Genomic DNA, 23,368 nt, shown 5'->3' with positions numbered 1-23,368 from the left:
GTGACCGCCACTTAAAACAGACGAAACCGTGTATTGAGGCGCCGCGGCAGGCCGGTCTGGCCTGCGGCCATTCAGCATTTCAGACGAGGACCCCGTGACGATTGTAGAGCAGGGCGGCGCGACGCCGCAGGTGCCGGATCTGATCAAGGAGACCACCACTCAGACCTTCGTGAAGGATGTCATCGAGGAGTCGAAACGGCAGCCCGTGCTGATCGACTTCTGGGCGCCATGGTGCGGTCCCTGTCGGCAGCTGACCCCGATCCTTGAAAAGGCTGTCCGCGCCGCCAAGGGCAAGGTCAAGCTGGTCAAGATGAATATCGATGAGCATCCGGCGATCCCGGGGCAGATGGGCATTCAGTCGATCCCGGCCGTGATCGCGTTTGTCGGCGGCCGCCCGGCTGACGGATTCATGGGTGCCCTCCCCGAAGGCCAGGTCGCCGCCTTCATCGAGAAGCTCACCAAGGATGTGCCGGGAATCGGCGAACCCGATATTGCCGAGATCATCAAGGAAGCGGAGGCGGTTCTTGCCGAGGGCGATGCGGCTGCCGCGGCGCAAATCTATGCCGAAGCCTTGTCGGTCGATTCGACCAATATTCAGGCGCTGGCCGGATTGGCCAAGTGCTACGTCCAGACCGGAGCGATCGAGCAGGCCAAGCAGACGCTGGCGATGGTGCCGGAGTCCAAGCGCAACGATGCTGCAGTCTCCGCCGTGCAGGCGGCGATCGATCTGGCTGAGCAGGCCCAGTCGCTAGGGCCGATCGGCGAGCTCGAACAGAAGGTTGCTGCTGATCCGCTCGACCATCAGGCCCGCTTCGACCTCGCGACCGCGTTGAATGCCGCAGGCAAGCGCAAGGAAGCCACGGACCAGCTGCTCGAAATCGTCAAGCGCGACCGCAAATGGAACGATGACGGTGCGCGCAAGCAGCTGGTACAGTTCTTCGAGGCCTGGGGCGGTGCGGATGAGGCCACGGTCGAGGGCCGCAAGCGGCTGTCGACCATCCTGTTTTCGTAACGAAGGCGCAGCCGACCACACGGGGCAGCCCATGCCGATCAATGCGGAATATCGCGGTCCCGCCGAGCTGCCGGAAGTCATTCCCGTATTCCCGCTCGCCGGCGCGCTGCTGTTGCCGCGCGGCCAGATGCCGCTCAACATTTTCGAGCGACGGTATCTCGCCATGGTCGACGATGCGTTCCGCGACGGCCATCGCTTGATCGGCATGATCCAGCCGGACGTGACCCATTCGTCGAACGAAGCGGTGCCGGTGCTGTTCCAGGTCGGCTGCGTCGGTCGCATCACGCAAATGGCGGAAACCGGAGATGGCCGCTATATCCTCGAGCTCACCGGCGTCTCGCGCTTCAAGGTGGTCGAGGAAATGACCGTGCTGACGCCATACCGCCAATGCAAGGTGGACTACTTCCCATTCATCGATGATTTCACCGCGCGCAAGGGCGAGGACGAGGTCGACCGCGAGGCGCTGCTTTCGGTACTGACCGACTTCCTGAAGGCGAACAATCTCAAGGCTGATTGGGAAGGAATCGAAGCGGCGCCGAACGAGGCGCTGGTGAATGCGCTGGCGATGATGTCGCCCTACGGACCGGCGGAGAAGCAGGCGATGCTGGAAGCGCCCGACCTTAAGACGCGCGCCGAGATCCTGATCGCCGTCACCGAGATGGACCTCGCCAAGAAGCGAACCTCAGGCGATCCGCCGCTGCAGTGATCATTCCGCCGCTACGACAGGCGCAGACGGAAGCGGAGCCGTCAGCCGCATCAGTATGAACGTCAGGACGATCACGCCGAGATAGACCGCGAGCTGCATCGCAGTCGGCTGATCGGTGTAGCCGATCAAGGTGTGCAAGGTCCGGCCAAGCGGGCTGTCCTCGGACAGAACCGAACTCGAATCCCACACGACCTGGTCGAGGCTCGTCAGCCAGCTGGCCCGTGCCAGGAAGGCGACCGCCTGCGCGGCCATGCCGGCGGCAAGCAGAGTGATCAGCACCGTCGTGGTGGCGAACAGCGCGCGCGGCGGAATCCGCATCAAGCCGAGATAGGTCGCAAGACACACGGCAACGCCCAGTCCCAAGCCGAGCACGCCACCGCCGAGTAGCGCCAACCCGGAATTGTCTCCGGACGCCGCGACACCATAGAGGAACAGAACGACCTCGCTGCCTTCGCGCAGCACGGCCACCGCGACCACCACCGCGAGCGCGAGCAGCGACTTGGATCCCTCTGCAACCGCCTGTCCGACCGCACGCAGGTCGTTGGCCATCTCGCGGCCGTGGCGCGCCATCCAGACATTGTGCCAGATCAGCATGACGACTGCGGTCGACAGGATGGCTGCGTTGAACAATTCCTGCCCCATGCCCTCGAACAGCTGCGACAGGGCACCTGCAAAAGCGGCCACGGTGCAGGCGCCCGCGAGGCCGGCAAGGAGGCCGCCGCCGATCCAGCGCAGCCGGTGCGGTACGGCGCTCGTTACTGCCAGCACGATGCCGACGATCAATCCGGCCTCGAACACTTCGCGGAAGACGATGATCAGCGCGGCGAGCATCTTCGTTTCCTATTGGACGTTGACCGTGCCGCGGGCCTTCTCGTTGAACTCGTCGAAGAACTCGTAGCGGCCGGGCTTCATGGCGCGCACCTTGAGGATGGCCTCGCTCTTGGCCGCGATCACCTTCTCGACCTTCAGCGTCTTGCTCTCGAACTCCATCGCCTTGGCTTCCATGTTCTTAACGCGGATCATGAACGGTTTGTCGGCCGGCGCCGCAGCTTCCTTTGGCTCGAACTGCCCGTTGGCATAGGTGAGCCGAATTTCCGTGTCCGCGGCATGGGCAGATGCGAGCGTCAGGACAGCGCTCCAGGCCGCAACAGCGAAGGCAAGTTTCCGCAAGCTCACAGTCGACATCGATCAAGCTCTCCCCTTCTCGAGCCGAGAACATGGTGCGTCGCGCAGGTTAGCCTAGCGCTTCCGCCGCCTCGGCCTCGCAGTTGCAGCTAACAACGAGGTCTCCGGGGCGCAATAAGACTTGTTCCAAACTGGAGCGATTCCATTCGGTGGGAAGCCCTGCTGCACCGTCGGCGATTGTCCATCAATAGCCGGCAGCAGCGAGAACAACGACGCCGGCAAGTGCGATCCAGCCGAAGTGTCGGCCGCGCGTGGCAAGTGCGTTGCCAAATGCGGCAAGGGCGAACACGATGGCCAGCGTGACGACGATCCAGTGGCGTGCCGTATCCGAGGCCATCGTTGGTGCCGTGACAAGCAGCACTCCGCCGCCGATCCAGGCCACCGTGCTCGCCTGCCAGACCACGCGAAGCAAGATGCGCAAGCGCTCCGGCGTGATCGTGAGGCGAGGGAAGACTCTGGTCTCGCCGAGGACGCCGTGGATCAATGCAGCGAGAATCGCGCCGACCCCGGCACATTGCAGCATCACATCCCGCATCGCTTCTCTCCGGTAGCCTCTGACCATACAATGGTGTATGGAGGGTGCCCGAACGAGGTGGTGCATGTCAATACAGTGGTGTATGGAGGGCGGATGACCGATCAGTTGTCCGCCCGGGATTGGCTCGATCAGGGCCTGAAAGTCCTGACCGCCAAAGGATTCATGGCGCTCAAGGCCGAGCCGCTGGCCAAAGCGCTCGGGGTGTCGCGGGGCAGCTTCTATTGGCATTTCGTCGATGTCGGCGCCTTCCGCGCCGAGCTCTTGAACTACTGGCGCGAGATCGCGGCCGAGCGGATCATCCTTGGCGTCGAGGCGAGCGTCACCGACGAGCCTCTCATCGCGGTGCTGCTGCGCCGCACGTTCTCGACCAGGCCGGCGCTGGAGCGGGCGGTGCGAAGCTGGGCCGCCTCCGACGCGCTTGCCCTTAATGCGGTCCAAGCGATCGACCGACGCCGCCTCGACTATGTCACGAGCCTGCTCGTTTCGGAGGGCCTCGCGCCCGAACTCGCGCAGACGCGGGCGCAGATCCTGTATTGGGCGTTTCTCGGCTTCGCGCTTGCGGACCAGCGGATCCCGAAGGCGCGGCACGATGCGATCGTCGCGGAGCTGATTCGCGTCGCGCTCGCCGGGCGGTGAAAGACGACAGCAGCCTGGGGCATGTGCTAGACATGTCGCAACACCAGCCTGAAGAGATTCTCCGCATGACACCGTCAGAGCGCCCCGAGACCACGGTCGATCCCAAGCTTCTGGAGATCCTGGTGTGCCCGATGACCAAGGGGCCGCTGGAATACGATGCGGCCAAGCAGGAGCTGATTTCGCGATCCGCCAAGCTCGCTTATCCGATCCGGGACGGTATTCCGATCATGCTGCCCGAAGAAGCGCGGAAGATCGACTGACCATGCGGCTTCGGGCCTGCCTCCCGGTGTTCGCGCTGCTCCTGGCCGCGACGCTGACGTCCATCGCCCGCGCCGAGGAGAGCAATGTCCGGGTCGGCGCGCTGGACGCGGTGCTGACGACGCCGGCCGGCGTCGAGCGGCCCCCGGTCGCGCTTTTGATCGCAGGCTCCGGTTCGACCGATCGCGACGGCAACGGTCCGCAGCTCAAGCCCGCGACGCTGAAGAAGCTCGCCGAGCAACTGGCTGCGCGCGGCATCGCCAGCCTGCGCTACGACAAGCGCGGGGCGCGGGGCTGGAAACGGGAGTTCGGCAGGCCGGAGGATTTCCGCTTCAAGGATTATGTCGACGACGCGGCGTCGCTGGTGGCGTTCCTGCGCGGTAAGTTTGCCCGCGTCGTGCTGGTCGGCCACAGCGAGGGCGGCCTGGTCGCGATCCTGACCGCACGCCGCGCGCCGGTCGACCGGCTGGTGCTGCTGGCGACGACGGCGCGGCGGCAGGGCGACCTCCTCAAGGCGCAGCTGGAGAGAAAGCTGCCGCCCGACAAGTTCGCCGAGGCCGCGAAAGCGATCGACAGCATCATGGCCGGCCAGGTCGTCGATCCGCCGCCCACGGCGCTGCCGATTCCCCCCGCCATGCAGCCCAGCATCGCGTCCGCGTTCACCGAGGATCCGATCGATCCGTTGAAGCAGATCATCATGCCCACGCTGATTGTCGGCGGTGGCCGCGATCTGCAGCTCGCGCGGGTCGACCTGCTGGCGCTCTCGGCCGCCGCTCCGGCCGCTAAGACGCTGTGGCTGCCCGATATGAACCATGTGCTGGTCGACGTCACGGACGACGATGCCAATCTGAAATCCTATGGCGATCCCGATCTTCCGCTCGACCCAGACATGTTGGACGCCGTTGCCGCCTTCATCAGCGGTGCCGAGGCACGCTGAACCTCACAGCGCCTCGCCCTTCAGAAGCCGCGGAATCTCGCCGGTCAGCCCCGCGGCCTGACGGATGAACAGCTCCTTCAAGGGCGGGGTGCGGTCGACCAGGCCAAGCCCGATGTCGCGCACGGTACGCAGCAGTGTCGATTTGTTGGAGAACAGGAAGTTGAGCGAGTTGGTGGCAAGCCCCATCGCCATCGTGTCGAAGCGCCGCCAGCGCTGGTAGCGCTCGAGCACGTCGATCTGGCCCGGATCGGCCCCGAGCCTGGCGGCATCGACCACGACTTCGGCGAGCGCTGCGACATCCTTCAGCCCCATATTGAGACCCTGGCCCGCGATCGGATGGATCACATGGGCGGCGTCGCCGACCAGGGCGAGCCGCGGGGCGATGAAGGAGCGCGCCACGAAATAGGACAGCGGAAAGGCCCGCGGCTGATCCAGCACCTTGAGTTCGCCGAGATGCAGGCCGGCGCGCTTTTCCAGCTCGGCATGGAATTCATCCGCGCTCAGGGCGACAAGGCGTTGCGCCTCCGCGCGGGTCTCGGTCCACACCAGCGAGGAGCGCTTGCCGGTAAGCGGCAGAATCGCAAACGGCCCGGGGGGCAGGAAATGCTCTTCGGCGCGCCCCTCGTGATCGCGTTCATGGCCGACGGTGACGACGATGCCGGATTGGTTGTAGTCCCAGCCATGGGTGACGATGCCGGCGCGCTCGCGCAGCTTTGAGCGGGCGCCGTCGGCGGCGACCAGGAGGCCGGCCGCGATACGGCTGCCATCGGCGAGCGTCACCTCGATGCCGTCGGCCTGGGTCGCAAAATTCGTCACCGCGGTCGGCTTCAGCACGATGCCCGCAGCTTCCGCATGGGCCACCAGGGCGTCGATCAGATGCCGGTTCTCGACCATATGGGCGAAGGGTTCGCCGGGTTCGACCTGGCCGGCAAAGGTCAGGAAGGCGGGCCGGGTGGCGTCCTCGAGCCTGGAATCGGTAATCACCATGTCCAGGATCGGCTGTGCCTGCTCGGCCACATCGGCCCAGACCCCGATCGCGTCGAACAGCTTCCGACAGGCCGCCACGATGGCGCTGGCGCGGGGATCGCGGCTCGGCCGCGCCCCCAGTGCCGGGTCGGCCACGATCACCGGGACGTCCGGCCCGAGGCCCTGCCGCAGCGCCAAGGCCAGCGCCAAACCGGCAAAGGCGCCGCCGCCGATCACGATGCTCCGCTGTGTCATGCCAACCCGCTTACCCTTATGCTCTTGCGGCGGGAGTATAGCTGGGCGAAACAGGGCGGTGAACCATGCCGTCGCCAATTGTCGCGACCGATTGGTCTGACCAAGCGAAGGCTTAACCCATGTCCAAGGGCCTGATCGACCTGATCTCGATCCTCGACCTCGAGCCGATCGAGGTGAACCTGTTTCGCGGCAACAGCCCGAAGACGAGCTGGCAGCGCGTGTTCGGCGGCCAGGTCATCGGCCAGGCGATGATGGCTGCCTGCCGCACGGTCGAAGGACGGCTGCCGCATTCGCTGCATTGCTATTTCATCCTGCCGGGCGATCCGCAGGTGCCGATCATCTACCAGGTCGAGCGGCTGCGCGACGGCAAGAGCTATGCGACCCGGCGCGTCACCGCGATCCAGCACGGCAACGCGATCTTCTCGGTCATGGTGTCGTTCCACACCGACGAGGAGAGCGCGTTCGACCATCAGGACAAGATGCCGGATGTGCCGCCGCCGGAAAAACTGACTGCCGAAGAAGTCTCCAAGCAGCCGATGTTCCGGGAGATGCCGGACTTCATCCGCCGCTACTACGAATCCGATCGTCCGATCGAACTGCGTCCGGTCGAGCTCGGCCGTTATTTCGGCCAGAAGATCGATGACGGCCGCATCCATGTCTGGATCAGGACTGCGGCCAAGCTGCCGGACGACCCGGCGCTGCATATGTGCGCGCTCGCCTATGCCTCGGACTTCTCGCTGCTCGACGCGGTCATGGCGCGCTACGGCCGCACGCTGTTCGACAAGCGGATGATGCCGGCGAGCCTCGATCACGCGATGTGGTTTCACCGGCCGTTCCGCGCCGACGAATGGCTGCTCTATTCGCAGGATTCGCCGAGCGCGCAAGCCGGCCGCGGCCTGACGCGCGGCCTGATCTTCAAGCCCGACGGCACGCTCGTCGCCTCTGTGGCGCAGGAAGGCTCGGTGCGCGAGCGCAGGTCGCCCACTTAGTGCCCTGAGGCGGGTATCGAAGCGCGCGACACCAGGGCGAACTGTGACACATACCATTGGGTGTACCAGCGCAGCACCCATGGGATCGGGATGATCAGCACGCAGCCGATGGCGAACAACACCGTCCGCCACAGCATCTCGAGCCCGCTCGCGGTGAAGATGATCTCGCGCCGGGTGCCCTGGATGTTGCGACAGATCCAGCGCATCCAGGCCGTGATGACCCAGGCCCAGCCGATGATCGTGATTGCGGAGATGATCATCAGCACATGCCAGCCGACATAGGTGAGCACGCTGCCTTCGAAGCGTCCGATAGGTTGGCCATCGACGATGATATTGCTGACCATCCAACGGACCACCAGCCAGGACAGCAAAACCTGGGCGACCATGACGAGCAATTCCACGACGGGCCTGTTGCTCGGGCCGACATAGATCAGCACGCCCATGCCGATGAAGACATACCAGATGTCGAGCGGCTGGCCTGTGAAGCCCAGCGCGGAGCGGCTCGGCGCTCGGATCCGTTCGATCACGTAACGATAGAAGTAGGTTGCGGTCCACGGCGCCGGAATGACGAAAGCCGTGCCGATCACGAACAGCAGCGCGCGGCCGAGAAACGGCCAGAGTTCGAGCTCGGCCGATAGCGGTCCCTCGGCAATCCCGGCCGCGCCGGAGCTCGGGACCGATCCTGCGGGATGGTCGGCGATGTCGGAGACCAATCCTGGGATATGATCGGCCCTCTCCCAGCCTGCCATGCCCTCGGTCCAGACCAGCGTGTCGGCCGTGACGACGCCCTTGGCGACGAGGTCGCGGAGTGCGCTTTCGGACACCGGACCCTGCTGCTGGCCTTGTAACGCATAATACCAGGGACGATTCGACATCTTGCATCCTCAAGGAGGGGGAGCCGGCGCGGCGGCGCGTCCTCCCCATCTGTCGGCCGTCGGGGCTTTCCGTTCAGTGAACAGCAGCGATGCCGGACGTTTTTTGCTTAACCCTGCGGAATTTTTGTGCCATGTGCCTATCAACCAGCCAGCCGAGGGGACCATGCTCTGCCTCAGAACCAGGCTGCCTGATCTTGAGGGACCCAAGGCATCGCCATGAAGCTCGTTGTCGCGATCATCAAACCTTTCAAGCTTGACGAGGTGCGGCAGGGCCTCACCGCCATCGGGGTCCACGGCATGACCGTCACCGAGGTGAAGGGCTACGGCCGGCAGAAGGGCCACACCGAAATCTACCGCGGCGCCGAATATGTCGTGAACTTCCTGCCCAAGCTGCGGATCGAGATCGCGGTCGCCTCCGACGTCGCGGACAAGGCGGTCGAGGTCATCACGACGAGCGCGCGCACGGGGCAGATCGGTGACGGCAAGATCTTCGTGACGCCGATCGATCATGCCCGCCGCATCCGGACCGGCGAGACCGACGCCGACGCGCTGTAGGCCGCAACCACTTGCTCGCGCGCGGCAGCGCAGCCGCGCCTTCGCGTTCATCTCGATATGCTGAGGACTGTCATGGGGGCATTCTCGTCTCGCGTTATCCGCGTGCTTGCGGCGACCGCGCTCGCTGCCATCGTAAGCGCATCGCCCGCCTTGGCCGCAGCGCCCGGGATCGACGCGGCCGACACCGCCTGGATGATCGTTGCGACCGCGCTGGTGCTGATGATGACGACGCCGGGCCTCGCCTTGTTCTATTCCGGCATGGTCCGGAAGAAGAACGTGCTCGCGACCATGGCGCAGAGCCTCGCGGCGGTGATGGTCATCTCGATCCTCTGGGTCGCGTTCGGCTACTCGCTGGCCTTCGTCGGCGACGGTCCCTGGCTCGGCTCGCTCAACCGCGCCTTCCTGGCGGGGCTGACCCTCGACAGCGTGCATCCCGCGGCCAAGACCATCCCGGAATCGCTGTTCATGCTTTACCAGATGACCTTTGCGATCATCACGGTCGCGCTGGTGGCGGGCTCGGTGGCGGACCGCATGCGCTTCTCGGCCTATCTGGTGTTCTCCATCGGCTGGTTCATCCTGGTCTATGTGCCGCTCGCGCATTGGATCTGGGGCGGCGGTTTTCTCGCCAGCATGGGCGTGATCGATTTCGCCGGCGGGCTCGTCGTCCACCTCTCGGCCGGCACCGGCGGGCTGGTCGCAGCTTTGGTGATGGGCCAGCGACAGGGCTATGGTGCCGAGAATCTGGCGCCGTTCGACCTGTCGCTTGCGGTGATCGGCACCGGCCTGCTGTGGGTCGGCTGGTTCGGCTTCAACGGCGGCTCGGCGCTCGCCGCCAACTCGCATGCCGTGATGGCGATCCTGGCGACGCATCTCGCGGCCTGCGCGGGCGCGATCACCTGGGGCGCGATCGAATGGTCGGCCCGGCGCAAGCCGTCCGTGCTCGGCATGATCTCGGGCGCGGTCGCGGGCCTCGGCACCATCACGCCGGCCTCGGGCTTCGTCGCGCCCTGGCATGGCATCGTCATCGGCGTGATCGCCGGCGCGGTGTGTTACTGGGCCTGCACCTCGCTGAAGCACCGGTTCAAATACGACGATTCGCTCGACGTGTTCGGGGTCCACGGCATCGGGGGGCTGACGGGAACCCTGCTGGCTGGCGTGTTTGCGACAGCCTCGATCGGCGGCACGGCGGGGCTGCTCGAGGGCCATCCCCGGCAGCTCCTGGTCCAGCTCTATGGCGTCGCCGTCACCCTGGTCTGGTCGGCCGGCGTCAGCTACGGCCTGCTGAAGCTCGTCAGCGCCATCGTGCCGCTGCGGGTGTCCCGTTCCCAGGAACTCGAAGGCCTCGATATTTCGCAGCACGGCGAAGCGCTGCAGTAATCGGCGCCATTTGATCTCATAGCAGCCGGCGAATGTTGCCCTTTGCGTGGGCAGTTCGTCCGGAGGTTGCCTGTCTGCGCAAAAATCGCGCATAATTGCCCATTGTTTAGGCGCGACCGAATAGCGCAGGTCAGGGCTATCCGGCCAAAGGCGGAAAAGGTCCGCATTCATAGTTCGTTAGGCGTCGTTGCCCGTCTGGCACGGCATTTGATTCTAGGCCTCCCGGCTGTGCCCGCGTTGTGAAGATTTCTCCGCGCTGGGGACCTCAGTCGCAAAGAAGTGCTCGGTAACGTCCGTGCCGGGCCCAAGCGGGGATAGGACTCATGAAAATTGTTATGGCGATCATTAAGCCATTCAAGCTGGAAGAAGTCCGTGATGCCCTGACCGCCATTGGCGTTCATGGTCTCACTGTGACGGAAGTCAAAGGTTATGGCCGGCAGAAGGGCCATACGGAAATCTACCGCGGCGCTGAGTATGCGGTGAGCTTCCTGCCAAAGATCAAAATCGAAGTCGCGATCCCGGCCGACCAGGTCGACAAGACCATCGACGCCATCAGCTCGGCGGCGAAAACCGGACAGATCGGCGACGGCAAGATCTTCGTCATCAATCTCGACCACGCCGTGCGCATCCGCACCGGCGAGGCTGATGCCGCGGCCCTTTGATTTCCCGCTCAAATTGAAACACTTACGGAGTAGAAGAAAATGACGTTTAAGCGTCCAACCAGCGCGGGATGGATAACGCTCGCCATCGCAGGGCTCTGCGTTGCAGGATTTGCGGATCTGGCGTTCGCCGAAGACGCACCTGCCGCAGCCGCTGCAGCCGCCCCCGTTCCCAACAAGGGCGACGTCGCCTGGATGCTCGTGTCCAGCGCGCTCGTTCTGATGATGTCGGTGCCCGGTCTCGCCCTGTTCTACGGCGGCCTGGTCCGCACCAAGAACATGGCCTCGGTCCTGACCCAGGTGTTCGCGATCGTCGCCATGGTCGGCGTGATCTGGACACTGTACGGCTACTCGATGGCCTTCAGCGACGGCGGCAGCATGACCTCGTGGGTCGGCGGTTTCTCCAAGGCCTTCATGCACGGCATCGACGCCAACTCGACGGCGGCGACCTTCTCGAACGGCGTGGTGATCCCCGAACTCGCTTATTTCGTGTTCCAGATGACCTTCGCCATGATCACCCCGGCCCTGATCGTCGGCGCCTTCGCCGAGCGCATCAAGTTCTCGTCGGTGATGCTGTTCATCCTGCTCTGGGTGACTTTCATCTACTTCCCGATCGCGCACTGGGTCTGGTACGTCCCGGCGCCGGATGACATCGCCGCTGCGGCCAAGGCGCTCGCTGCGGCGACTGACGCGGCCGCCAAGACTGCCGCTCAGGCCAAGCTCGATGAAGTCAACGCCAACGCCGGTTGGCTCTTCCAGGCTGGCGCCCTCGACTTCGCGGGCGGCACCGTGGTGCACATCAATGCCGGCATTGCGGGCCTCGTCGGCGCGCTCGTGATCGGCAAGCGCACCGGCTACGGCAAGGACCTGATGGCTCCGCACTCGCTGACCATGACCATGATCGGCGCCTCGCTGCTGTGGGTCGGCTGGTTCGGCTTCAACGCCGGCTCCAACCTCGAAGCCAACGGCACCACCGCGCTCGCCTTCGTCAACACCATGGTCGCGACCGCCGGTGCGGCGCTGTCCTGGCTGCTGTGCGAATGGGCCGTGAAGGGCAAGCCCTCGCTGCTCGGCATCTGCTCGGGTGCGGTCGCCGGCCTCGTCGCCGTCACCCCGGCGTCCGGCTATGCCGGCCCGGTCGGTGCGCTGGTGCTCGGCCTCATCGTCTCGCCGGTCTGCCTGTTCTTCGTCTCCACCGTGAAGAACGCGCTCGGCTATGACGACGCACTCGACGTGTTCGGCGTGCACTGCGTCGGCGGCATCATCGGCGCGCTCGGCACCGGCATCCTGGTCAACCCCGCGCTGGGTGGCGTCGGCATCACCGACTACACCAACATCACCGGCAACAACGCCGGCACCTACGACTTCGCCACGCAGATGCTGGCGCAGGGCAAGGCGGTGCTGGCGACGCTGGTGTGGTCGGGCGTCGGTTCGGCGATCCTCTACAAGGTCGTCGACGTGATCATCGGCCTGCGTCCCACCGTGGAGCAGGAGCGCGAGGGTCTCGACATCACCGATCACGGCGAGCGGGCCTACAACTACTGAGTTCTCCCGGGGCTCGGTCCCAAGACACCTCCCGAGGGACCGGGCCAAAACTTCGGTTCGGGCAGATACCCGGCAATGCCCTGACCGTTGAGGGGCTCCAGCGCAAGCTGGGGCCCCTTTCTTTTTTGAGTCGAAGGGCTGATGTGATGGCGACGGATCTCCTGTCTCCCCCGCTGTCATCGCCCGGCTTGACCGGGCGATCCAGTACTCACTGTCGGTCGCGATCGACCGAGAAGCCGCGGCGTACTGGATGCCCCGCCTTCGCGGGGCATGACAGCTGGATATGCGGAAACGTCCTCGCGACACGATGCGTCCGAGCTGTGCTGAATTCGTCACCCTCCAATCATGAGGGCGCAGGGAAGGCCGGGCGCTGGCCGCACCCATGGCCCGCCTGCAGAAAGAAATGCAGGCGGCAGTCACCACAGGTACGAGCCGGAACGACCGGCCTTCCCTGCGCGAATGGTTTTAACGGCTGCTGCGCGTTCTCCCCGGTGCGCCGGGCTTTCTGGCCACCGTCGTCCGCGCGAGGCGAAGCCTCGTCGCGAACTTGGCATCAGCGTCGGGATGCCAGGACCGCGCGACTTGACCGTGCGCGCATCGCTGTTCGTCCGCGCGAGAGACTCGCGCTGCAGCAACACACGCCCATCGCATCCCACAGCCAACGGTTCGTGACGGTCGCGAAACGCCCCTCATGCGGCGGCGGGACGTGCGGAATGATGGTGGTGATTTGCCCGACATGGCAAGCGCGCGGCATTGCGGCAGATTGGCACGACAGGCAAACACGCGGTTTACGAGCCGTAGCGAAAAATCCTCAATCGCGAGCTCCGTCGGTGACCGCTAACTAAGCAAGTTGCCGACGCCTATCGCCGAGTGATGCGCGCCACAAACTTTCTGGTAGAATGCAAGTGGATCTTCGGCGGGATCGCGACTGTGGTCCAAGGGGGAATAAATGCGCTGGTGCCGGTATTTGGTCGTCGGGTTGTCCATTCTGCTCGCTGCATCAACGTCTCCTGCCGCAAGAGCACAGGACCCGACGCCCGAATCGCTGGCGGCGGCGAAGGAGCTGATCGCAGTGATGCATCTGAAGGATCAGTTCGCGGCCGTGATGCCGATCATCGTGAAGGGTATGAAATCGGCAATCGTCCAGGGACGCCCCGAGGTGGATCGCCAATATGATGCGATGACCCCCAAGCTGCTCGAGGCATTTCAGAGTAAGGCTTCTGAGTTCTCGGATGCGACCGCGATGATCTACGCCAGGAACTTCTCGGCGGAGGATCTCAAGGTCCTGACCGCCTTCTACAAGACCCCTGCCGGCCAGCGGTTCCTGCAGAAGATGCCGCTGCTCGCACAGGAATCGATGGCCGTCGGAAAGCAATTCGGCCAGGCAGTCGGCGAGGAAATGAAGAAGCGAATGATCGAGGACTTGCGCAAGAGCGGCGTGGATCTTTGAGCCAGGGCACGGCACCGGCCGTGCCCTGGCTCTGGCGATGCGTCCCGGTCGAAGACCTTCGCGATATCCGGTTCAATCTCGCAGACGAGCTTTCATCCTCGGCTATCACCAGCTGGACCGACAGGCGCAATCGGTTCGGTCCCAAATCGATAGGCCGGTTCAGCGATCCGCAACCGGGATATGCTCAGCTCATGAGCCTTCGAACTTGAACGACACGTTGAGCTTGGCCCGATAGGACTCGACTTTCCCCTTGGCGTCGAGCTGCATGTCGAGTTGGACGACTTCTGCGACGCGCAGGTCTCGGAGGGTTTTCGCGGCCTGTTCGACTGCGTTCGCGGCCGCCTTTTCCCAGGATTCCCTGCTGGTACCGATCAGCTCGATGACTTTGTAGACACTGTCAGGCATGTCGTTCTCCTGTTCGGTATGAGCAGGAAGCAGGTGCTTCCTGCCACAGGCGAACGTAGCACCACGATGCCGTGCCCGAAAGAACGCTGCCTGGATCGGCCAGCCACAGGCCCTGGTGCTACCATGAATGGCGCTTGCGCACGGCGTGGCTTACCAGACCTTGCGCAGCTACATCCCGCCCATCTTGCAGACGAGCTTCCATTCCTCCGGCGTCACCGGCTGCACCGAGAGCCGCGACTGCTTCACCAGCGCCATCTCGGACAGCTTCTTCTCTGCCTTGATCGCGACCAACGTCACCGGTGTCTGCAACGGCTTGTCGGCCTTGATGTCGACGCAGACGAATTTGCCGGTCTTGTCGGTCGGGTCGGGATAGGCCTCCTTGATCACCTCGGCGATGCCGACGATCTCCTTGCCCTCGTTGGAATGATAGAAGAAGGCGAGGTCGCCCTTCTTCATGGCCACGAGGTTCTGCCGCGCCGTGAAGTTGCGCACGCCGGTCCAGGCCTCGCCTTTGGCGCCTTTGGCCACCTGCTGTTCCCACGACCACACCGAAGGCTCGGATTTCACCAGCCAGTACGCCATTCTCATTCCTCCGCCTTGAACGGGCGCGTCAGCAGCGCCTCGATCGCCGCCTCGATCGTCAAGTCCCCGTTCAGGATGCCTACCACAGCGTTCGACACCGGCATCTCGATGCCGAGCGATGCCGCCAGCTCGACCAGCACCGGCGCCGTGTATTGCCCTTCCGCCAGCTTGCCGGCGGGCAGCGGCTCGCCGCGCCCGAGCGCCAGGCCCGCGGCGAAATTGCGCGATTGGGGACCGGCGCAGGTGAGAATGAGATCGCCGAGGCCGGACAGGCCCGTCAGCGTCTCGCTGCGCGCGCCGCAGGCGCGGCCGAAGCGGGCGAGCTCGGCAAAGCCGCGCGTGGTCAGTGCTGCGAGCGCCGATGCGCCCAGCCTGCGCCCGGCTACGATGCCGGCGGCGATCGCGAGCACATTCTTGGCGGCGCCGCCGATCTCGACGCCGCGCACGTCCGTGCTGTGATAGGGGCGGAACGTGGCGGAGCCCAGCGCGTGGACGAGATCTGCCGCGAGCGCCTCGTCATGCGCGGCCAGCGTGACCGCCGTCGGCAGGCCGCGTGCGACATCGTCGGCAAAGCTCGGGCCGGAGAGGATGGCCGGGTGTGCGTGCGGCGCGGCTGCCGCGATCACTTCGGTCATGAATTTGTGGGTGCCGTGCTCGATGCCCTTGGCGCAGGCGATGAGTGGCGTGGCGGGTTTCAAGTACGGCGCAAGATGCAGGATGGCGCCGCGCAGATGCTGCGCGGGCACGGCGACGAGCGCGATCTCGGCGTCCGCCGCCTGCGCGAGCTCGCTGGTGATCGAAATCTCAGGTGCGAGCGGAATGCCGGCGAGACGCGGGTTCTCGCGCCGCGCGGCGATCTCCGCGGCGTGCGCGGCATCGCGGGCGTAGAGCGTGACATCTCGCCCGGCGCGCGCGGCGACGGCTGCCAGTGCCGTGCCCCAGGCCCCGGCGCCGATGATGCTGATGGATCGGAAGCGCGACATCACGGGCGGTCTCAGTGCTCCCTCCCCCCTTGCGGTGGAGGGTCGGGGAGGGGGGTGCCACGTGCGAGAGTCTTTATGGGGCCGCCCCCACCCGAAGCTTGGCTTCGGCGTTCTCTTAAGGCGGCCGCCAAATGCGGCCTATGCGCTCCCCGCCAGGGGCAGGGCGATCGCATATGGCGCAAACTGGATCGGGCCTCATGGTTCTCCCGGCGATGCGTAGCATCGTCCGGAGGAGCGCCGCATGCGGCGCTCCTCACCATGAAGGTCTGCCATTTTGCCGCAAACGAGCCCTCGTCCTGAGGAGCTCGCCGGAGGCGAGCGTCTCGAAGGACGGCCGCGGGAGAGCTCGTCGGCCGAGTTTTTCTCCATATGCGATCGCCCTGCCGCAAGGGGGAGGGCAGCGCACCGGCTCTGTGGACATAGAGGACCAACGCACCCTCCTCAAAACCCCGCGCGGGTGTTGGAGAATTTCTCGGGCACGCTGACATTGGCATCGAGCAGCCAGCGGGCGCGGGGCGCGCTGTCCATGCCGTCGGTCAGGCCGAGCGCAAGCCGCTCGGCGCCGGCCCAGGCGATCATGGCGCCATTGTCGGTGCACAGCGCGGGCGGCGGCACGATCAGCGTGGTCCCGGCCTCCTGCGCCACGGAGTCGAGCGCGGCGCGGATCGCCTGGTTCGCCGCGACGCCGCCGGCGGCGACCAGCGCGGTCGGCGCGCCGAAGCGCTGCCTGAACAGCTTCAGGCCGACACGCAGCCGGTCGGCGGTCGAGTCCAGCACCGCCGCCTGGAAGCTGGCGCAGAGGTCGCTGACGTCCTGCGGCGTCACCTCTCCGATCCGGCCGATCTCGTTGCGCACCGCCGTCTTCAATCCCGACAGTGAGAAATTGGCATCGCTGCGTCCCAGCATCGGCCGTGGCAAGGCGAACCGCGCGGCGTCGCCGCTGCGCGCCGCTTCTTCGACCTGCGGCCCGCCGGGATAGGGCAGGCCCAGCATTTTCGCGACCTTGTCGAAGGCCTCGCCCATGGCGTCATCGACCGTGGTGCCGAGCCGGACATAGTCGCCGACACCCGCGACCGCGACGATCTGGGTGTGGCCGCCGGAGGCCAGGAACAGGCAATAAGGGAAGTCGATGTTGTCGGTGAGGCGCGGCGTCAGCGCATGCGCTTCGAGATGGTTCACCGCGACGAGCGGCGTGCCATGCACCAGCGCGATCGCTTTTGCCGTGGTAAGGCCGACAATGACGCCGCCGATCAGGCCGGGGCCGGCAGCGGCCGCGACGGCGTTGAGCTCCGCGAACGCGACGCCGGCTTCACGCATCGCCGCCTTGATAATGCCGTCCAGCAGATCGACATGGGCACGAGCGGCAATCTCAGGAACCACCCCGCCATAGCGCGCGTGTTCTTCGGTCTGAGAGCGCACCACATTGGAAAGGATCCGCCCCTTGCCGTCCGAAGCACGCGCGACCACCGCCGCGGCGGTCTCGTCGCAGGTGGTCTCGATGCCCAGCACCAGCGCTTGTGAATCGTTACCCAATCTCAACCCTTCGGTTATTATGTGGCGCGATCTCCCGCCATGGGACCGCCTAACACCACGAGGTCGCAAGGTGCAATCGTCTGTCAATTGCGACTTTGTCAATTGCGACCCGGCGGCGCGCTGCCCAGCGAGAGCATAGCACATGGCTGTGCTGGTGACCCGCCCATCCCCCGATAATCTCCGCACTGCGGACGCCTTGCGCGCGCGCGGCTTCGACGTGCTGTTGGCGCCGATGCTGCGCTTCGAGCCGTTGCCGCTTCCGGCCGATCTGGGCGGCGATGTCGGCGCCGTCATCGCCACCTCGGCCAATGCGCTGCGCGCCGCCGCGCCGCAATTGTCCGGCTCGCCGCTCATCGCGTTGCCGCTGTTCACCGTCGGTGCGCAGACTGCGTCGGCGGCGCGCGAGGCTGGATTTACGGAGGTCATCTCGGCCGATGGCGATGCGGCGCGCCTGCGGGAGCTGGTCGTCGACAGCGCCGCCGCGCGCGTGTTCGAGGCGAGCAGGACCCTGCTTTATCTCGCCGGCAGCGACATCTCGCGCGATCTCGCCTCCGAGCTGATCGAGCGCGGCTTCGATGTGGTGACGGCGACGGTCTATCGGATGGCGCAGGTCAGCGCGCTGCCGCGGGAGGTCTGCGATGCCTTTGCCGCCGACCGCGTCGAGGCCGTGGTGCATTACTCGCGCCGGAGCGCCGAGGCCTTTGTGGCGGCGGCGCGCGCCGAAGGCGTCGAAATCTCGGCGCTCTCGGTGCCGCAATACTGCATCTCCGATTCGGTGGCGGGGGTGTTGCGCGAGGCCGGCGCCGCCCGCGTGACGTTCGCGGCGCATCCCGATGAACAAAATTTGTTGGAGGGCCTGGCCCGTGCGTTGCGGCCGTGAATGGCGTAAGAGGGCCTGCCCAATCTCTAGTCAAGGGAACTGCCGCCATGGTCGATGATCCGTCCGATACCGCTGGTCCGGCTGCCGAGACCGGACGGCCGAAGCGTTCGCCGCCGACCATCGATCTCGAACCGACTTCGAGCGAGACCCACCCGGCCCCGGCCGAGGCGGTCGCGGAGGGCTCGTCCGACGCGGCGAGCGAAGCGCATCCGCATGGCGCGCCTGAGCCCGAATTGGAGGCGGCCGAACCGGCCGGCGTGGAGACGCCTGCCGACGAGGCGATTGCCGCAAGCGAGCCGCCGCCGCGCCCGGCGCGGCCGATCTCGCCTTGGATCGTCGCGCCGTTTTCCGGTGCCGTGGCGGCGGCGCTGGTCATCGGCGTCGGCTGGATGCTGGGCTGGCCGGAGGTCACGGCGCCCACCGCCGCGCCGCAGCTGTCGTCCGTGGTCGACGATCTCAGCGGCCGCGTCAAAAGCCTCGAGGGGCGGATCGGCAAGCCGGACAGTGCGCTCGCCGGGCGCATCGATGCGCTGGACAAGGCTGTCGCCTCGGTGCGCAACGACGTCGCAGCGCTGCGCGCGCAATCCGACAAGACGGCTGCCGCGATTGGCGACCTCAAGGCGGCGCCGCGCGACGGCGCGGCCGCGGTCGATCTCTCCGGCCTGACCGCGCGGATCGACCAGCTCGAGCGCGCCAGCCGCAGCCAGAGCGCGGCGCTGGCGCAGGCGAGCGGGAAGATCGCGGAGGCCAAGCCGACCGATGACATGCCGCTGCGGCGTGTCGTTGCGGCCGCTCTGCTCGATGTCGCCGTGCGTCATGGCGATCCCTACGCCGCGGCGCTGGCGACGGCAAAATCGTTTGCGCCCAATGCTGATGCGCTGAAGCCGCTGGAGCCGTTCGCCAAGACCGGCGTGCCGAGTCCGCCGGCGCTGGCGCGCGATCTCCTGACCATCGTGCCGACGCTGGCGCCGCAGCAGCCGGAGACCGCGCCCACCGGGACCTCGATCGTCGATCGCCTGCAGGCCGGCGCGGCCAAGCTGGTGCGGATCGAACGCAGCGATGCGACGGGCAATGACCGCGGCGCGGTGGTGGCGCGCATCACCGCGGCCGCCGTGCGCAACGATGTCGCCGACGCGCGGCGGGAGCTCGAGCTGTTGCCGGAGGCCGACCGTACGCCGGCGCAAGCCTGGCTCGACAAGGTCAATGCCCGCGATGCCGCGCTGGCGGCGTCCCGTCATTTCGCCGACGATGCCATGACCGCGCTTGCCACCCCTCCAGCCAAAGCCGGGCAGTGAAGGCCATGATCCGGATCGTCTTCTTCCTCGTCCTGGTTGGACTCGCTGCGGCAGGCGCTGCCTGGGTCGCCGAGCAAACCGGCAACGTCGTGCTGACCTGGGGCCCGTGGAAGGCCGAGATGGGCCTTCCGGTGTTCGTGCTGCTGCTCGGCATCGCCATCGTCGCGATCATGCTGCTGTGGAGCATCCTGAGCGCGCTGTTGCGTGCGCCCGGCCGCATCCGCCGCCACCATCATGCGCGGCGCCATGCCCGTGGCCGCCATGCCATCACCCACGGCCTGCTCGCGATCGGCCATGGCGACCCGACCGCGGCCCGGCGGCACGCCGATGTCGCGCGGCGGCTCGCCGGCGACGATCCCTTGACCCTGCTGCTGCATGCGCAAGCCGCGCAGCTCGAAGGCGACCCCGAGGCGGCGCGGCGCGCCTTCCGCGTCATGGCCGAGCGCCAGGACACGCGGCTGCTCGGTCTGCGCGGCCTGTTCATCGAGGCGCAGCGCTCCGACGATGCGATCGCCGCGGTCATGATCGCGGACGAAGCCTTGAAGGTCGCGCCGCAGGCGACCTGGGCCTCGCAGGCGGTGCTCGGCTTCCGCTGCGCGCAAGGCGACTGGAACGGCGCGCTCGCGATTCTCGACAGCAACTACACCGCCGGGCTGGTCGACAAGCCGACCTACCGCCGCCAGCGCGGCGTGCTGCTCACGGCCCGCGCCATCGAGCTGGAAAGCAAGAACCGCGATCTGTCGCGCACGAGCGTCATGGAGGCGGTGAAGCTGGCGCCGACCCTGGTGCCGGCCGCGGTGCTGGCGGCGAAATTCGAGAGCGAGGCGCACCAGGTGCGCCGTGCCATGAAGATCATCGAGGCGGCCTGGATCGCGCAGCCGCATCCCGAGCTTGCCGAGGCCTATGCCCATGTGCGGCTCGGCGATTCCGCCCGGCAGCGGCTGTCGCGGGTCGAGAACCTCGCAGGCCGGACGCCGGGCCAGATCGAAGGGGCGCTGGCGATCGCGCGCGCCGCGATCGATGCCGCCGAGTTCAAGCGGGCGCGGGACGCGCTGGCGCCGTTCATCGCCGATCCCACGCAGCGGGTGGCGATGCTGATGGCGGAGCTGGAGCGCACCGAGCACGGCGATGCCGGCAAGGCGCGCGAATGGACGCTGCGCGCGGTGCGGGCCCGCCACGATCCGGCCTGGACCGCCGACGGCTATGTCAGCCACCGCTGGCACCCGGTGTCGCCGGTCACCGGCCGGCTCGACGCCTTCCAGTGGCAGACGCCGGTGGCCAGCCTGCCGTCGGAGCGCGGCGCCGCCATCGAACCGCAGCCCTTCGACGAAGCGATGCTGCCCGTTCCGGAACGGCCGACGATTGCCCAGGGCCTTGCCGAGCCGCCGCGCGAGGTCGCATCCGAGCCCGCCGTGACCGGGCCGACCCTGCAGGACAATCTCCCGGCTTCGACGCCGGTGGATGACGCTGTGGACAAGCCTGCGGATAAGCCTGTGGAACGCGCTGAGGATAAGTCCGTGGCCGCAGCGCCGGTCGAGGCGCCAGAACCGGCGCCGCCCCTGCAGGCAGCAGCACCGGAGGATGCGTCCGGAGGCCCCCCGGCGTCCGCGGCGACGCGCAATTCTGCCCCGGCCGAGCGCGCCGCTCCGGCAGCATCGGCGCCCGCGAGTTCCGCGCCTCTTGGGCCGGCGCCCCTGTACCGTGCGCGCAGCGATCTCGGTAAGCCGGCGGAACCGCCGATCCCGGCGATCGTGCCGATCATCCGGCCGCCCGACGATCCCGGGATCGAGGAGGACGAAGCGGCGCGGGACGAATTCGCCGAGCAGATCGCGCCGAAGCAGCAGGCCGGCGGCTGGCGCGGCTTCCTGTCCCGGTTCGGGGGCTGAAGCGGGCGTTTCGCCCGCTCACGCGCGGTCCGCCACAAAAATTACCGCGCCGGCGGCTTGCGGCCGGCTTGTCCTTGCCAATCGCCCGCCCGCCCGATATCAGAGGCGCGTCCGTGGCCGGCTGCGCCGTCGCAAGCCGCGGAATGACACGGTCGCCGCAATAGCTCAGCTGGTAGAGCACGTCATTCGTAATGACGGGGTCGGGGGTTCGAATCCCTCTTGCGGCACCACTCCGTGGTGTTCCCCGGCTAGCAAGCTCCGGAAATCCCGGCTAACCTCCTCACAGCATCGAATCAGCGCGGGCCGAAGCCCGTTCGCTTGCGTACTCCGTGGCCGCACACGGCAGCCGGAGATCGGTATCCAGTAACTGCAGAATGCAGCCCCAACTCGCAACGCCAATCAGGCGTGCGGGCAGCCAACGCATGTTCAGGCGAATTCAAGGGCGCAATCTCGACATGACCACCGCAACCTCCGCACTCGACAATCACGCAGAGTTCCAGTCGCTGATCGCCCAGATCAAGGCGCTCGGCTACAAATACCTTGAGGACAAGGACTTCGTCAGCGCGCGGCTGGCGTTCCAGAAGCTGCTCGAGCTGGACGGCAAGGATCTCAGCGCCCGCTTCATCTATGCGCAGCTGATCGAGGACGGCACGCACAAGACCCACGCCGAAGCGCGCGACATGATGCTCGCGATCCTCGACGAGCACCCCGAGATCTTCAACACGCCTACGGAAGGCAACCTGCACCTGATCAGGAGCGCGGCCCTGCGCTGCAGCCATGTCGGGCCGTTCGCAAAGGCGATCGAACTCTACCGCAAGCTGGCCCGCGCCTCGAACCTGGCCGACGACTACTTCCGGCTGAGCGAAATCCTGACCCAAGGCAACCTGTTCGAAGAGTCGATCGCTTCGCTCGAAAAGGCCATCGCGCTCGACCCGGCCTATGATACGCCCGCCAATCGCGAGACCCTGGAGGTCGCGCGGACGCGCAAGAACGACCCCGGCGCCAAGACTAATAAGAGCAAGGTCGGGCGCTACCCCGAGACCGCGGATTTCCTCGGCGATTTCCAGAAGCTGATCGGCGATCACATCGCGGTCAATCTGAAAGCGGGACCCAAATTCCTGACCAAGCAGACCCGGTTCTTCACCATGGGCTCCTGCTTCGCCCGCAATCTCGCGAAAAGCCTGCATGAGAACGGCTATGCGGCCCATCACATGGAGATTTCGGAATACATCAACACCACCTTCGCGAACCGCGTCTTCGTCGACTGGCTGCGCGGGGCCGCGATCGACGACAGCGTTCGCGAGCGGATCGTCGAGCTGCTGCCACCCGGCTGGAGCAAGGAAAAGACGCTCGAGGTCATCAAGTCGAGCAACGTCTTCATCCTGACGCTCGGGGTCGCCGCGGCGTTCTTCGACCGGACCACGGGCGCCTTCGTGCTGCCGCGGCCGACCGCGCTGAATTCGCGGGCGCTGGCGGAGAAGTATCAGTTCCGGACCGCGAGCGTTCAGGAGAACGTCGACAACGTGCTCTATCTGATCGAATTCATCCGGAGCGTGGTGCCGGATATCAAGATCATCGTCACCGTCTCGCCGGTGCCGCTGCTGGCCTCGTTCGAATATGAATCCGCGGTTCAGGCCGATTGCCTGTCGAAAAGCACGATGCGGCTGGTCGCCCACGAGGTCGTGAACAATTCGAACCTGTCGAACATTTTCTACTGGCCCTCGTTCGAGGTGTTCCGGTGGGCGGGCTCGAACGCCAGCAACTACTTCGCGGCCGATGACGGCGCCGCCTGGCACGTCTCGGAAGACAAGGTGAACGGCACCATCAGGGCTTTCGTCGAGATGTTCTCGGCGGCTTGAGTCGA

24 protein-coding genes and 1 tRNA gene are annotated in these 23,368 nt (G+C 66.1%); 16 read left to right on the top strand and 9 right to left on the bottom strand.

The features are described from left to right. Window positions 1-94 precede the first annotated feature (94 nt). Entirely contained in the window at window positions 95-1,012 is a 918-nt protein-coding gene (locus tag QXZ85_RS08500) for a co-chaperone YbbN (RefSeq protein ID WP_315702313.1), read from the top strand. A gap of 31 nt (window positions 1,013-1,043) precedes the next feature. Continuing rightward, complete coding sequence (locus QXZ85_RS08495) at window positions 1,044-1,718, top strand: LON peptidase substrate-binding domain-containing protein (protein ID WP_315761581.1); 675 nt, start codon at window positions 1,044-1,046, stop codon at window positions 1,716-1,718. Here the strand turns inward: QXZ85_RS08495 and QXZ85_RS08490 are convergent, their stop codons facing one another. The 3 genes from QXZ85_RS08490 to QXZ85_RS08480 all read right to left on the bottom strand — a co-directional run bounded on the left by QXZ85_RS08490 (window position 1,719) and on the right by QXZ85_RS08480 (window position 3,438). Then, window positions 1,719-2,549, bottom strand: coding sequence for an FTR1 family protein (locus QXZ85_RS08490; RefSeq protein ID WP_315702315.1), 831 nt, complete (start codon window positions 2,547-2,549; stop codon window positions 1,719-1,721). Between the two features lie 9 nt (window positions 2,550-2,558). Continuing rightward, window positions 2,559-2,903 carry a cupredoxin domain-containing protein gene (locus QXZ85_RS08485; RefSeq protein WP_315743576.1) on the bottom strand — a complete coding sequence of 115 codons (345 nt, stop codon included), beginning with the start codon at window positions 2,901-2,903 and terminating at the stop codon, window positions 2,559-2,561. 184 nt (window positions 2,904-3,087) lie between these two features. Beyond that, a complete protein-coding gene (locus QXZ85_RS08480; RefSeq protein WP_315743574.1) occupies window positions 3,088-3,438 on the bottom strand; it encodes a hypothetical protein in 351 nt (116 codons plus the stop codon). Window positions 3,439-3,531: 93 nt separating this feature from the next. On the opposite strand from QXZ85_RS08480, the gene QXZ85_RS08475 reads away from it, so the two are divergent. From QXZ85_RS08475 to QXZ85_RS08465, 3 genes are all read left to right on the top strand, one after another. Continuing rightward, complete coding sequence (locus QXZ85_RS08475) at window positions 3,532-4,074, top strand: TetR/AcrR family transcriptional regulator (protein ID WP_315743572.1); 543 nt, start codon at window positions 3,532-3,534, stop codon at window positions 4,072-4,074. A 65-nt stretch (window positions 4,075-4,139) separates the two neighbouring features. Next, on the top strand, window positions 4,140-4,334 hold the full coding sequence (locus QXZ85_RS08470; protein ID WP_315702317.1) for a Trm112 family protein: 195 nt from the start codon (window positions 4,140-4,142) through the stop codon (window positions 4,332-4,334). 2 nt (window positions 4,335-4,336) lie between these two features. Beyond that, window positions 4,337-5,269: an alpha/beta hydrolase gene (locus QXZ85_RS08465; RefSeq protein ID WP_316173924.1), complete on the top strand. Its 933-nt coding sequence runs from the start codon at window positions 4,337-4,339 to the stop codon at window positions 5,267-5,269. A gap of 3 nt (window positions 5,270-5,272) precedes the next feature. Here QXZ85_RS08465 and QXZ85_RS08460 read toward each other — a convergent pair whose 3' ends face one another. Next, entirely contained in the window at window positions 5,273-6,490 is a 1,218-nt protein-coding gene (locus tag QXZ85_RS08460) for a ubiquinone biosynthesis hydroxylase (RefSeq protein ID WP_315806125.1), read from the bottom strand. Window positions 6,491-6,609: 119 nt separating this feature from the next. Here QXZ85_RS08460 and tesB point away from each other — a divergent pair, with 119 nt between their 5' ends. After that, a complete protein-coding gene (gene tesB / locus QXZ85_RS08455; RefSeq protein WP_315702320.1) occupies window positions 6,610-7,479 on the top strand; it encodes an acyl-CoA thioesterase II in 870 nt (289 codons plus the stop codon). On the opposite strand, the gene QXZ85_RS08450 is transcribed toward tesB, so the two are convergent. Continuing rightward, entirely contained in the window at window positions 7,476-8,354 is an 879-nt protein-coding gene (locus QXZ85_RS08450) for a DUF4339 domain-containing protein (protein ID WP_315702321.1), read from the bottom strand. The genes tesB and QXZ85_RS08450 overlap by 4 nt on opposite strands. 216 nt (window positions 8,355-8,570) lie before the next feature. On the opposite strand from QXZ85_RS08450, the gene QXZ85_RS08445 reads away from it, so the two are divergent. From QXZ85_RS08445 to QXZ85_RS08425, 5 genes are all read left to right on the top strand, one after another. Next, a complete protein-coding gene (locus QXZ85_RS08445) occupies window positions 8,571-8,909 on the top strand; it encodes a P-II family nitrogen regulator (RefSeq protein ID WP_315702322.1) in 339 nt (112 codons plus the stop codon). A 57-nt stretch (window positions 8,910-8,966) separates the two neighbouring features. Then, window positions 8,967-10,286, top strand: coding sequence for an ammonium transporter (locus tag QXZ85_RS08440; RefSeq protein WP_409998203.1), 1,320 nt, complete (start codon window positions 8,967-8,969; stop codon window positions 10,284-10,286). Between the two features lie 323 nt (window positions 10,287-10,609). Then, entirely contained in the window at window positions 10,610-10,948 is a 339-nt protein-coding gene (locus QXZ85_RS08435) for a P-II family nitrogen regulator (RefSeq protein ID WP_315702324.1), read from the top strand. 39 nt (window positions 10,949-10,987) lie between these two features. After that, window positions 10,988-12,490 carry an ammonium transporter gene (locus QXZ85_RS08430; protein ID WP_315702325.1) on the top strand — a complete coding sequence of 501 codons (1,503 nt, stop codon included), beginning with the start codon at window positions 10,988-10,990 and terminating at the stop codon, window positions 12,488-12,490. A 949-nt stretch (window positions 12,491-13,439) separates the two neighbouring features. Beyond that, window positions 13,440-13,940: a DUF2059 domain-containing protein gene (locus tag QXZ85_RS08425; protein WP_315761590.1), complete on the top strand. Its 501-nt coding sequence runs from the start codon at window positions 13,440-13,442 to the stop codon at window positions 13,938-13,940. Between the two features lie 189 nt (window positions 13,941-14,129). On the opposite strand, the gene QXZ85_RS08420 is transcribed toward QXZ85_RS08425, so the two are convergent. The 4 genes from QXZ85_RS08420 to tsaD form a co-directional block, all read right to left on the bottom strand. Beyond that, complete coding sequence (locus QXZ85_RS08420) at window positions 14,130-14,345, bottom strand: dodecin family protein (protein ID WP_315702326.1); 216 nt, start codon at window positions 14,343-14,345, stop codon at window positions 14,130-14,132. A 168-nt stretch (window positions 14,346-14,513) separates the two neighbouring features. Next, complete coding sequence (locus QXZ85_RS08415; RefSeq protein ID WP_315743564.1) at window positions 14,514-14,927, bottom strand: EVE domain-containing protein; 414 nt, start codon at window positions 14,925-14,927, stop codon at window positions 14,514-14,516. Window positions 14,928-14,929: 2 nt separating this feature from the next. Continuing rightward, a complete protein-coding gene (locus QXZ85_RS08410; RefSeq protein ID WP_315702328.1) occupies window positions 14,930-15,910 on the bottom strand; it encodes an NAD(P)H-dependent glycerol-3-phosphate dehydrogenase in 981 nt (326 codons plus the stop codon). Window positions 15,911-16,351: 441 nt separating this feature from the next. Then, window positions 16,352-17,419, bottom strand: coding sequence for a tRNA (adenosine(37)-N6)-threonylcarbamoyltransferase complex transferase subunit TsaD (gene tsaD / locus QXZ85_RS08405; protein ID WP_315761774.1), 1,068 nt, complete (start codon window positions 17,417-17,419; stop codon window positions 16,352-16,354). Between the two features lie 166 nt (window positions 17,420-17,585). Here tsaD and QXZ85_RS08400 point away from each other — a divergent pair, with 166 nt between their 5' ends. The 5 genes from QXZ85_RS08400 to QXZ85_RS08380 all read left to right on the top strand — a co-directional run bounded on the left by QXZ85_RS08400 (window position 17,586) and on the right by QXZ85_RS08380 (window position 23,363). Then, on the top strand, window positions 17,586-18,323 hold the full coding sequence (locus tag QXZ85_RS08400) for a uroporphyrinogen-III synthase (protein ID WP_315761592.1): 738 nt from the start codon (window positions 17,586-17,588) through the stop codon (window positions 18,321-18,323). 47 nt (window positions 18,324-18,370) lie between these two features. Continuing rightward, a complete protein-coding gene (locus tag QXZ85_RS08395) occupies window positions 18,371-19,618 on the top strand; it encodes a hypothetical protein (RefSeq protein WP_315806854.1) in 1,248 nt (415 codons plus the stop codon). A 5-nt stretch (window positions 19,619-19,623) separates the two neighbouring features. Continuing rightward, on the top strand, window positions 19,624-21,504 hold the full coding sequence (locus tag QXZ85_RS08390) for a heme biosynthesis protein HemY (RefSeq protein ID WP_315806853.1): 1,881 nt from the start codon (window positions 19,624-19,626) through the stop codon (window positions 21,502-21,504). Window positions 21,505-21,658: 154 nt separating this feature from the next. Beyond that, window positions 21,659-21,734 (top strand) — tRNA-Thr (locus QXZ85_RS08385). A gap of 192 nt (window positions 21,735-21,926) precedes the next feature. Further along, window positions 21,927-23,363: a GSCFA domain-containing protein gene (locus QXZ85_RS08380; RefSeq protein ID WP_315761596.1), complete on the top strand. Its 1,437-nt coding sequence runs from the start codon at window positions 21,927-21,929 to the stop codon at window positions 23,361-23,363. Window positions 23,364-23,368: the final 5 nt, after the last annotated feature.

This window comes from Bradyrhizobium sp. SZCCHNGR1005 (assembly GCF_032489995.1).
Lineage (GTDB): Bacteria > Pseudomonadota > Alphaproteobacteria > Rhizobiales > Xanthobacteraceae > Bradyrhizobium.
This window is presented reverse-complemented; position numbering and strand designations above follow the sequence as displayed.